A 10,119-nucleotide genomic window follows, 5' to 3' on the forward strand; every position below is an offset into this window, starting at 1 on the left:
ACGCCGATCAAGAAGTGGAATACTACTAACTGGTAAGGACCGCCGTTATACAACCACTCATCTAAAGAAGCTGCTTCCCAAATTGGGTAGAAGTGTAAACCGATAGCGTTAGAAGAAGGAACTACTGCACCGGAAATAATGTTATTTCCGTATAGTAAAGAACCTGCAACTGGTTCACGGATACCGTCAATGTCAACGGGAGGTGCGGCGATGAAAGCGATAGTGAAGCAAGCGATCGCACTCAAGAGAGTAGGGATCATTAATACTCCGAACCAACCTATATAGAGGCGGTTGTCTGTGCTGGTAATCCACTCGCAAAAGCGATCCCATACGTTAGCGCTTTGGCGCTGCTGTAGTGTTGTGGTCATGTGTTTATAATTGCGTTTGAGTTATGTATGTTTTGGTAGGTGTTTCTACCTCATGAATTTATATTAACCTTTATGTTTAGATTTGTAAAGGGGTTTTCGTAATATTTTTTAATATTTTTTTCAGCCAAGTGATCTTTAGGGCTATAAACTATATATAGTCAGCCTTTCGGGGATTAATCTTTTTGCTAATCAGGGGTTTGAACTTTTTACTTTCTCCTGACCACCTAAACTGCATAATAGGAGTCTAAACCTTGTGGGGTGGGCATCTTGCCCGCCAAAGTCTGTAAATTAGCTGTGTTTTAGCTGCAACTCCTACTATATATGTCTCTATCTAGTCAGAATATTGTTACTTACAGCCCTGCTTATACTATTGTTCCCACTTATGAATGCTTTAACCGTTGTACATACTGTAATTTCCGCAGCGAACCGGCCAAAAGTCCTTGGTTGACTCTGGAGGCAGCTCAAGAAATTTTGTCACAACTAAAAAATCAAAACGTCTGTGAAATACTCGTGCTCAGTGGCGAGGTACATCCTGATTCAGCAAGGCGTGAACCCTGGTTTGAGCGCATTTATGATTTGTGTTTATTGGCACTAGAAATGGGATTTTTACCCCATACCAATGTCGGTCCATTGAGTTGGACTGAAATGGAAAAACTCAAAAGTGTTAATGTTTCCATGGGGTTAATGCTAGAACAGTTGACACCAAAACTATTAAAGACAGTTCATCGTCACGCGCCGAGTAAATTGCCAGAAGTGCGATCGCAACAGTTACAATGGGCAGGAGAGCTAAAAATCCCCTTTACAACGGGTTTACTTTTAGGAATAGGAGAAACTGAGTCAGACTGGTGGGAAACTTTAGTAGCTATTTCTGAGTCACATAAACTTTACCATCACATTCAAGAGGTGATTCTTCAACCCCACAGTCCCGGAACAGTCCAAACTTTGGACACACCACCATTTAACCCCCATAAATTACCACAAGTCATCGCCAAAGCGCGGGAAATTTTACCAGCAGACATTACAATTCAAATTCCCCCTAATTTAGTTAAAGATGAAAATTGGTTACTTGCTTGTCTAGCCGCAGGGGCTAGGGATTTAGGGGGAATAAGTCCCAAGGATGAAGTTAATCCTGATTATCCTCATTTACAAGAGCAAGAACTTAGGAACATTTTAGAGCCTGGTGGCTGGGAATTAGTACCGCGCTTACCAGTGTATCCCCAGTTTGATGATTGGTTGGATGCAGGTTTACTACAAAAGGTAAAACAATGGCGGAGAAGATTTAAACTTCCACCAGATCAGTAACCTGTCCCAATTCAGCAACGTCAAAAAAATATGCACCTTTTTATGCAACTTTTGCGGATTCTCTCGAAAAACATAGTAAAAGTGACATGAAAAATATGCTAAATTATCCAATTCAATATATTTAGACTGTGAATAAATATGTCCAATAGTACGTCCTCTCATACGTCTTTCTCTCTCAAGTTAATAGGTGTAATCTGTATATTGTCGTTTTTGATAGGGTTTCTATTTTTATTATTCCCTTTGGAAATTACAGATAAACTCTGGCAAATTAATCTGTGCAGGAGTCTTGTAGAGCAGGGTTTTTTACCATTGCTTGGTCTGGGAGCAATTGTAACTGCATTCTATGTTGGTAGAACTCATGAAAGTAGTGATCCCTCGTCTCCTATTCTAAAGTTGCCAATTTTTATACTTTCTAGTTTGTTGGGACTGATGTTTTTGTTGATTTTTCCCTTGTACCTGAGCAATGTCAATCAAATCAAGGAACAAGGGTTAACACGAATTAACAAAGAAGCAGAACAGTTAGAAAACCAAGTTAAAAGTCAATTAGCACAAATACAAAATCAACTTAGTAATGATCAGGTAAAAGCGTCTGTAGAGAAACAACGTGCTGCATTAAAAGAGCAACTCAAGACCCAGCTAAATGAACTGGTTAAAGATGAGCAGAAGTATAATCAGGCAATTAATAATAACCAATTACCCACGGCGCAGAAGGATTTACTGAAAAAGTATAAAGCAAATCCCCAAGCTCTGGATAATTTTATTGCCCAGCAAACAGACCCTCAACAACTAGCAAACCAGAGAATAGACCAAATTAACAGTCAAAAAGAACAACAGTTGCAAAAAACCCAAGCAGATGCCTGGAAAGAATTGCGAACTGGTATTAATAGTTTATTGTTGTCAATTGGTTACACTGTCATCGGGTGGAGAGGATTAAGAGGTACGGGTGTTTCCAAAAGTAGTTCCAGACGCAGCAAATCAGCCTCATAAATAACTAACAAATAAATTGTAGCAAGATGTAACTCTGGTTAGTGTCTTATCTACACGCTGTTTGGTACAATATCTGGGTTGTTTAATCTCATGATTTTTATCTTTGAGTCAGTCAATAGAAACTATCAACCTCGATACATTAGCCCAAGAACTAGCAACTATCCAGCAAACAGGTTCTAAGCGGATAGCTTTGCTAGGTTCTCGTCATGTGCCAATTACCCATCAGAAGCTCATTGAAATGATGGCTTATGCCCTAATCCTATCGGGCAACCGGATCATTACTTCTGGTGCTACAGGCACAAACTCTGCGGCCATCCGGGGCGCAACAAAGGCTGACCCCAACTTACTCACGGTCATTTTACCCCAGAGTTTGGAACGTCAACCCCAAGAATCACGCCAGCAGCTAGAAGAGGTCATGCACCTGGTGGAAAACCCCAGCAATGATAACCTGTCTCTGGCTGAAGCGAGTTACTTATGTAATAAGGAAATTGTCTCTCGTTGTCAACAATTAATTTGCTTTGCATTTCATGATAGTCGTACTCTCTTACAAACCTGTAGTGATGCAGAAGAACAACGAAAAGTAGTAACACTTTTCTACTTTGACTAGGGTGAATCCTAACGCAAAGCTAATGATAGAGATGGTAAATTATCATTGGGTAATGGGTAATAACTTGACTAAATTACCCTTTATCCATTGATAATCAATGATCAAGGACAAACCAATTACCCTGTTAAATTAATTTCATGTCTCTATCTCAATTACCAGTACCTGCTATCTTTTTATCCTCTATTGTCGTCGCGGCTGTTCTCATTTATGTACCCTATTTATTAGTAGCTTTTGCTAGAGTCCAGATAGGATATGATCTTTCTGCTCCCCGCGCCATGTTTGACAAGCTACCACCCTATGCCCAACGGGCAACATGGGCCCATGAAAACTCTTTTGAGGGATTTATGGTTTTTGCAGCGGCGGCTTTAATGGCTTATGTTACTGGGGTAAATTCTCCCCAAGGGGGGAATGCAGCGATCATCTTTATCATTGCTCGTTTGCTATACTCTATTTTCTATATTGCCAATATACCTTTGTTGAGATCACTCATGTTTGGTATTGCTTCTTTTAGTTCTGGAACTCTGTTTTACCTCAGTCTCATGCAAATTAAATAATTAGGTAAAAGGGAATAAGGAAAATATTTATTTTTAATCTTCCCTGTTCCCTGTTCCCTGTTTCCTGTTTCCTCTTCCCCATTACCAATTACCAATTTTATTTATGGCCTCTACTTTTTCCTTTGATATCGTCAGTGACTTTGATAGACAAGAATTAGTTAATACTATTGATCAAGTCATCAGAGATGTTAAAAGCCGTTATGATCTTAAAGACACTCAAACCACAGTTGAATTAAGCGAAGAAAAAATTACTATTGGTACTGACAGTGACTTTACTTTAGAATCTGTCCATACCATTCTGCGGGAAAAAGCCGCCAAGCGTAATCTTTCCCAAAAAATCTTTGAATTTGGTAAAATTGAATCTGCCAGCGGCAACCGTGTTAGGCAAGAAATTACTCTGAAAAAAGGTATCAGCCAAGAAATTGCTAAACAAATTTCCAAGTTGATTCGAGACGAAATTAAGAAGGTTCAAGCATCGATTCAAGGTGACGCTGTGCGGGTGACAGCTAAATCAAAAGATGATTTACAACTTGTTATTCAACGTCTTAAACAAGAGGACTTCCCCGTTGCCTTACAATTTACAAATTATCGTTAGAAAATACAGCAGTTTCCGATATTATGAGGTACAGATATTAATGATAAAAATATTGTGGTGAAAATATTGTGGTGAAAATTTTGTGGTGAAAATATTGTGGTGAAAATATTGTGGTGCGGGCATCTTGCCCGCTAAAATTGTACCTCACCCTTATGATAATCCCCTATATAATTAACAATTGATAATTATCAATTATTAATTATTAATTAATTACTTCCGTCCACCAATGCTTTTTTGAAATGCGGGGCGTTCAGACATAGACTGAATATAATTCACAATGGCTGGGTAAGCACTCAAATCTAACTTGAGCATAATCGGAATATAAGAAAGAATTGATCCCACAGCCACATCTGCAACGGTAAAATCATTACCCAGCAAAAAAGGCTGTTTTTCCAAAATTTCATTCAAAGGAGTTAATAATCGTGGCATTTCTCGCTGACGATTGGCTTCTATGAAAATACCTGTTCCTAAACTGGAATTGGCAAATAATACCCACTGGGTAAAGATAGCTTTCTCCTCTAATGAAAAAGCGGTTTTACCGTATTTATCCGCCAAATAAAGTAAAATAGCCCCTGATTCCCAAAGCTGAAAATCACCATCAACGATAGCGGGGACTTTACCCATAGGGTTAATTTTCAAGAAATCAGGCTGGAGATGTTCTCCTGCTTGCATATCGAGTAGAACGAACTCATAAGGAACTTCCAGTTCTTCTAAATACCACTGGATAATTGCAGCCCGACTACGACTACCACCATAAAGTTTCAACATAGTTATCTGAAATTAAAGAACTTTGTGAGTGTGGGAATGTTGTTTGATGTTATCTTCTTTAGTAACCACTCTGGCTGCATTCAGTACCCGTTTGCGCTCTGTGGAATAATTCAAATCCGTTTTAGTTGTTCCCAGAGGAATCAGATTTTGGGAGGCTTCACGGCGCTTGTAGGTACGAGCCGCAGAAAATAACCTCAATGCAAATTCATCACCAAATTGCGCTGATTCTGGGAAGCCTTCTGGCAATAGCATTTTATCACCATCTAACACAGATCCTAAATTCGTTGCATAAGCCAGCCTGTAAGAGGTGGGAATGTTTTTCCATAGGGCTTCTAATGCTGCGGAAGGAATGGGTTCTATCACTTCAATTTGATGCACTTCCCCATCTTCTTTATAGAAGCACGTAGCTAAACCAAGAACAATATAGTCATCAGTATTGAGATCGGTAGCATCAGCATAAGAAATTGTTGTTGTCATGGGAAATGTCTCTTCTAAAATTGGTAAGTAGGTTGGCGTTAAAAATTGTCGTTATGACAAGGGAACTCTTTACTCTTAACTGGGAAGAGGTTTTGGGCAACTTTACTTTTCGTTACTTATGTCGTTTTTTTCCATTCACCTACTTAGTTAATTGGTTGTCATTAATAAAATCTTACTTATTCTGTCTTAATTAAGGAACGCAAACTCTTACTTCTGGCTTTTTGTCTGTCATCTTGAAAATTTACACTTCAATTCTTCAGATTTTTACTGATTCTGGAATTGAACTTGGGTATGAAGTATACATTATTAGATTTATGGCTGATATGGTTTGAGGATGTAGAATCTACGTCCTTCAACAATCCTAGAGCCATCACGACCGGAAAACTATAACTTCATTTGACAAACCGAGTAAATCAAATAGGGAAGATAATGAGTAAGCAATCTTTTTTAAATTCTGGTATCCCAAACAGTCTAGTATGCTTTTTTAGTACAAACAATCCTTGTCATCAATGTGCGCCGTTACCGGATGGTAATGAACCAATGTTGGAACAACGCTATTTACGCTCTTGTGCTTTGAAATTAGCACAACAAGGAGATTATACCAAAGCGATCGCTCTTTTAAGTCATCTCATTGACAACCATCCTGAAAATGCTGTTGATTACAATAACCGAGGTCTGATTTATTTTCAAAGTGGTGACGGAGACAAAGCTCTCTGTGATTATAACAAAGCCCTAGACTTAAATTCTAAATTAGCTAGTGCCTACAATAATAGAGCTAATTATTACGCCGCTTCTGGTCAATTAATGGACGCATTAGCTGATTATGAACAAGCATTGGATTTAAATCCTCATCATGTTCGGGCTTGGATTAATCGCAGCATTACTTTACGGGATTTGGGTGAATATGCAGAAGCCATTGAGAATTTAGAAACTGCTCTACTTTTTGGTCAACTCAAAGGACACATTTGGGCTGAACGCGGACGTACTTATCATCTCTGGGGTGATTGGAATTGTGCGATCGCTGATTACCGTCGCGCATTAGCAGAATTGCCATCTTTAAAGAATCAAGCTGGTTTCAGTTATAGTTTACGGTTACAAATCGAAAACTGGTTAAACGAGTTGCTATTTTTTGAAGAATAAGAAGAATAAGAAGACTAATTTGGTAAATTTGGTAGATAGCTAAATTCAGTAGTCAGGATTTTGGAAGTCATTTGTGAAACCATCTGGAAAATTTGAATTTTCTCACTAAATCAAAACTTATACCCTTGATAGTCACCCTAATAACCATGATGATTAATATATTTTCTGCACTTTTATGGAACTGAATCAGATTGTTCCGTGACAGTCTGATCTTGATTCATCAAGATAACTGGACGCTGATTTGCTGTAAATCGGTATGATTTTTGCTGCATAATACTCTGAGCTTGTCCAGGATCAAAATTGCGACTAAATTCCGTCTGCAAATTCTGGACACGCCCTTCCATGACTTTAACTTCGGTACGTATTTCCCGCAGCTTGTCCTGTTGTAACCAATGGTAAGGTAACAATTGTACTAGAGCAGAAACCGCTGCTGCCCCAATAACTGTATTAACTGCTACTTTAGCTGTAGTTTCCAGTGCCATTACCTGGTAAGCGCGTTGGCGTAAATATCGTTTAGGTCGTGGTACATTTCGCCGTTGTTCTACTGGCTGTATAGGAGGTCTAAATGGTTGAAACGCATTCATGATAGTAAGAAAAGGCTTGCATGATTTACGGCAACTACCGTCAAAAGCAAACAGGTGCTAATTGCGGTTTAGTTTAGCTGTTATATTACTTCATTTTTCGTAAATTTAAACAAATATGAAGATGAAAAAATATTACCAAGTAAATTACAGGTAAATTAATTAAGGTGCAATTTCCAAAATCCTCCTAGCCCAGAGCCATGAGTGTTTGGAAACTACACCTTACCATACTAGAGTTGATAACCGGGAACAGAATTACATGACTCGGGTACTATTTGTATAGTTCTGTAGCTAAACGCCAAGCTAAAATTCCTGGAATTAGTGCTACAGCCAAAGCAATGTAAACTTGAGTATCTGAGATAGGCATGATAGAAATCCTCCTAAGTTGAACTTAATTTTCAAGACTCTGCTTACTACTTTTGACTGTTTTACCAAAATTAGGAAACATCTTGTTACAAGATGCAACAAAAACCGTAATTAGTCAGTGGTCATTGGTGAGCAAAAAATCATCTTTCCGTTTCAAACCCCAACTCCCCTACTCCCTCATGACTTTATCCCTGGGTATTGACTTTGGCACTTCCGGCGCGCGAGGTGTGGTAATTGATCAACAAGGTCGTATTGTATCCGCCATGCGCCATCATTGGCACGTTGGGACTATTGATTGGGTAAAATGCTGGACTGAGGCTTTATGGAGTCTATTAGGGCAAATTCCGCAGGTTTTCAGGCAGGAAATCGGGACTATTGCCATTAATGGCACTTCTTCCACTATTTTGCTGACTGATGACAGTGGAAAGCCAGTGGACGCGCCCCTATTGTACAACGACGGTCGGGGAGCTATGGCTTTAGAACGGTTGAGCCAAATTGCACCAGCCAATCATACCGTGTTAAGTGCTACATCAAGTCTAGCGAAACTCCTATGGATGCAAGAATTACCTTCTTTTATAAATGCTAGATATTTACTGCATCAAGCCGATTGGTTGGGTTTTCTGCTGCATGGAAGGTTAGGTATTAGCGACTACCACAACGCTTTAAAACTGGGTTATGATGTGGAAAAATTGCAATATCCAGAATGGCTAGAACGGCTACAAATTCCCCTCAATTTACCCCAAGTCTTCCCACCAGGAATACCCATTGGTGAATTACTTCCACAGATAGCCGCTGAATTTGGCTTTAAAGCCCATTGTTTGGTGGTTGCAGGTACGACAGACAGTATTGCGGCTTTTCTAGCCAGTGGAGCTAAATTTCCGGGGGAAGCAGTAACTTCCCTAGGGTCAACTTTGGTATTGAAACTTCTAAGCCGCCATAGAATTGAAAATGCGCGATATGGAATTTATAGCCATCGTTTAGGTGATTTGTGGTTAACTGGAGGTGCTTCTAATACGGGTGGTGCTGTGTTAAAACATTTTTTTAGCGATCTAGAGTTAGTCCAGTTAAGTGCCGACATTGATCCAACTCAAGCCAGTGTGTTAGATTATTATCCATTGTTGAAACCAGGCGATCGCTTTCCGATTAATGATCCCCAATTATTACCAAAACTAGAACCACGTCCAGATCAAAATCAGGAATTTCTGCATGGTTTATTAGAAGGTATGGCTAGAATAGAAACTAAAGGATATGAACTTTTACAAAATCTCGGTGCAGACCCTTTAACTCATATTTATACAGCCGGTGGTGGTGCTGCAAATTCTACTTGGACTGCTATTCGTCAACGTTATTTAAAAGTACCTATTGTTTTATCAAAAAATACGGAAGCAGCCTATGGAACGGCACTTTTGGCAATGGGAAAAATTAATTTGGAACGAACCACAGAGGACACAGAGAACACGGAGGAATGAGGGTAAAAGATTATTTATTTGTAAGTTTTTGTAAGTTTTCATTTAAGTTGTCAAGTTCAGTTTAATTCAGCATTGAATTATTAATTTATATGGTTATGAACTTCATTTGTCGGTTGTCATTACTCTTACCTATTACCTTTTGCTTATTACCTATTGCCTGTAATTTAGGTGTAACTGAAAATGCTACATTTGCAAATGCTCAAAGTTTAGAAGGGTTGCAGTTAAGCCAAAATCAAAATATTTTACCTAAATCTATCTCTCAAGCTGTTCTCAGGGATGCTTCTAAACGTTCTGGGATAAAAGTTTCTGATTTGCAAATTACTCAAGTTACATCTACTATTTTTAGTAATCCCTGTATTTTTAAATTTGGAGAAGTTTGTACCAGGGAATATAATCCTATCCCCGGTTGGACTATAACTGTAAGGTTACAAGAACAATCTTGGATCTATCATGTCAATAAATCTAATTCACAAATTCTCTTAGATCCAAAAATCACTACTCACAAATTATCGAAAAAAATCGCTAATACGGTTTTGAGTGATGCTTCTAAACGTTCTGGTTTAGCAGTAAATTACCTGAAAATTACTCAGTCAACTCAGAAAACTTTTAGTAATTCCTGTGTTTTTAATTTCGGTGAAGTTTGCGCTCAAATTTTTGATCCCATTCCAGGTTGGGAAGTAATTGTTAAAGTTAAAAGCCAATTCTGGAGCTATCATGTAGATAATACTGGTACACGCATGATTTTAGATCCTCAAATTACTAAAATTTAAGCATTAAACACATTAGTCAATGTATAAGTTATTTGTATGGGACTTTGACAAAAAAGAACTTTCTCAATAAAGGGGGGTTCATTCTCATGATTATTGAGAATTTTATCAATAATTTCACGAGTTTCGGTAATTTCA

Annotated in this window: 12 protein-coding genes and 1 pseudogene; 8 read left to right on the forward strand and 5 right to left on the reverse strand. The window is 38.5% G+C overall.

Translation table 11 applies throughout. The features are described from left to right. Positions 1–368, reverse strand: a pseudogene (locus H6F62_RS19930) (photosystem II q(b) protein); the annotation flags it as partial. A gap of 321 nt (positions 369–689) precedes the next feature. Here H6F62_RS19930 and cofG point away from each other — a divergent pair. From cofG to H6F62_RS19955, 5 genes are all read left to right on the forward strand, one after another. Continuing rightward, complete coding sequence (gene cofG, locus H6F62_RS19935; protein ID WP_190372803.1) at positions 690–1,670, forward strand: 7,8-didemethyl-8-hydroxy-5-deazariboflavin synthase subunit CofG; 981 nt, start codon at positions 690–692, stop codon at positions 1,668–1,670. 138 nt (positions 1,671–1,808) lie between these two features. Continuing rightward, positions 1,809–2,657, forward strand: a complete 849-nt coding sequence (locus H6F62_RS19940; RefSeq protein ID WP_190372804.1) for an HpsJ family protein — start codon at positions 1,809–1,811, stop codon at positions 2,655–2,657. 103 nt (positions 2,658–2,760) lie between these two features. Beyond that, positions 2,761–3,264, forward strand: a complete 504-nt coding sequence (locus H6F62_RS19945; RefSeq protein WP_137908667.1) for a DNA-processing protein DprA — start codon at positions 2,761–2,763, stop codon at positions 3,262–3,264. Between the two features lie 137 nt (positions 3,265–3,401). Continuing rightward, positions 3,402–3,818, forward strand: a complete 417-nt coding sequence (locus tag H6F62_RS19950; protein WP_190372805.1) for an MAPEG family protein — start codon at positions 3,402–3,404, stop codon at positions 3,816–3,818. A 103-nt stretch (positions 3,819–3,921) separates the two neighbouring features. Next, complete coding sequence (locus tag H6F62_RS19955; RefSeq protein ID WP_137908665.1) at positions 3,922–4,413, forward strand: YajQ family cyclic di-GMP-binding protein; 492 nt, start codon at positions 3,922–3,924, stop codon at positions 4,411–4,413. A 210-nt stretch (positions 4,414–4,623) separates the two neighbouring features. On the opposite strand, the gene H6F62_RS19960 is transcribed toward H6F62_RS19955, so the two are convergent. Both H6F62_RS19960 and H6F62_RS19965 read right to left on the reverse strand, forming a co-directional pair. Next, on the reverse strand, positions 4,624–5,181 hold the full coding sequence (locus tag H6F62_RS19960) for a glutathione S-transferase family protein (protein WP_190372806.1): 558 nt from the start codon (positions 5,179–5,181) through the stop codon (positions 4,624–4,626). A 12-nt stretch (positions 5,182–5,193) separates the two neighbouring features. Beyond that, a complete protein-coding gene (locus H6F62_RS19965) occupies positions 5,194–5,658 on the reverse strand; it encodes a hypothetical protein (protein WP_137908663.1) in 465 nt (154 codons plus the stop codon). A 429-nt stretch (positions 5,659–6,087) separates the two neighbouring features. Here H6F62_RS19965 and H6F62_RS19970 point away from each other — a divergent pair, with 429 nt between their 5' ends. Next, positions 6,088–6,798: a tetratricopeptide repeat protein gene (locus tag H6F62_RS19970; RefSeq protein ID WP_137908661.1), complete on the forward strand. Its 711-nt coding sequence runs from the start codon at positions 6,088–6,090 to the stop codon at positions 6,796–6,798. Positions 6,799–6,971: 173 nt separating this feature from the next. Here the strand turns inward: H6F62_RS19970 and H6F62_RS19975 are convergent, their stop codons facing one another. Together H6F62_RS19975 and psaM are read right to left on the reverse strand one after the other, a co-directional pair. Beyond that, positions 6,972–7,382, reverse strand: coding sequence for a hypothetical protein (locus H6F62_RS19975; RefSeq protein WP_137908660.1), 411 nt, complete (start codon positions 7,380–7,382; stop codon positions 6,972–6,974). 268 nt (positions 7,383–7,650) lie between these two features. Beyond that, on the reverse strand, positions 7,651–7,746 hold the full coding sequence (psaM, locus tag H6F62_RS19980; RefSeq protein WP_006196319.1) for a photosystem I reaction center subunit XII: 96 nt from the start codon (positions 7,744–7,746) through the stop codon (positions 7,651–7,653). Between the two features lie 178 nt (positions 7,747–7,924). Here psaM and H6F62_RS19985 point away from each other — a divergent pair, with 178 nt between their 5' ends. Next, positions 7,925–9,214 carry an FGGY-family carbohydrate kinase gene (locus tag H6F62_RS19985; protein WP_190372808.1) on the forward strand — a complete coding sequence of 430 codons (1,290 nt, stop codon included), beginning with the start codon at positions 7,925–7,927 and terminating at the stop codon, positions 9,212–9,214. A gap of 95 nt (positions 9,215–9,309) precedes the next feature. Continuing rightward, the gene (locus H6F62_RS19990) at positions 9,310–9,984 is read left to right on the forward strand and encodes a hypothetical protein (protein WP_190372807.1); all 675 of its coding nucleotides are present in this window, start codon (positions 9,310–9,312) and stop codon (positions 9,982–9,984) included. Positions 9,985–10,119 lie beyond the last annotated feature (135 nt).

The sequence above is a fragment of the Anabaena sp. FACHB-1391 genome (genome assembly GCF_014696755.1).
GTDB classification, from domain to species: domain Bacteria; phylum Cyanobacteriota; class Cyanobacteriia; order Cyanobacteriales; family Nostocaceae; genus Dolichospermum; species Dolichospermum planctonicum.

Excerpts from the sequence above, each read along its gene's own strand:
- H6F62_RS19940 (WP_190372804.1), top strand. The coding sequence starts at position 1,809 with ATGTCCAATAGTACGTCCTCTCATACGTCTTTCTCTCTCAAGTTAATA.
- psaM (WP_006196319.1), bottom strand. The coding sequence starts at position 7,746 with ATGCCTATCTCAGATACTCAAGTTTACATTGCTTTGGCTGTAGCACTA.
- H6F62_RS19960 (WP_190372806.1), bottom strand. The coding sequence starts at position 5,181 with ATGTTGAAACTTTATGGTGGTAGTCGTAGTCGGGCTGCAATTATCCAG.
- H6F62_RS19985 (WP_190372808.1), top strand. The coding sequence starts at position 7,925 with ATGACTTTATCCCTGGGTATTGACTTTGGCACTTCCGGCGCGCGAGGT.
- H6F62_RS19955 (WP_137908665.1), top strand. The coding sequence starts at position 3,922 with ATGGCCTCTACTTTTTCCTTTGATATCGTCAGTGACTTTGATAGACAA.
- H6F62_RS19975 (WP_137908660.1), bottom strand. The coding sequence starts at position 7,382 with ATGAATGCGTTTCAACCATTTAGACCTCCTATACAGCCAGTAGAACAA.
- H6F62_RS19950 (WP_190372805.1), top strand. The coding sequence starts at position 3,402 with ATGTCTCTATCTCAATTACCAGTACCTGCTATCTTTTTATCCTCTATT.
- H6F62_RS19990 (WP_190372807.1), top strand. The coding sequence starts at position 9,310 with ATGAACTTCATTTGTCGGTTGTCATTACTCTTACCTATTACCTTTTGC.
- H6F62_RS19965 (WP_137908663.1), bottom strand. The coding sequence starts at position 5,658 with ATGACAACAACAATTTCTTATGCTGATGCTACCGATCTCAATACTGAT.
- cofG (WP_190372803.1), top strand. The coding sequence starts at position 690 with ATGTCTCTATCTAGTCAGAATATTGTTACTTACAGCCCTGCTTATACT.
- H6F62_RS19970 (WP_137908661.1), top strand. The coding sequence starts at position 6,088 with ATGAGTAAGCAATCTTTTTTAAATTCTGGTATCCCAAACAGTCTAGTA.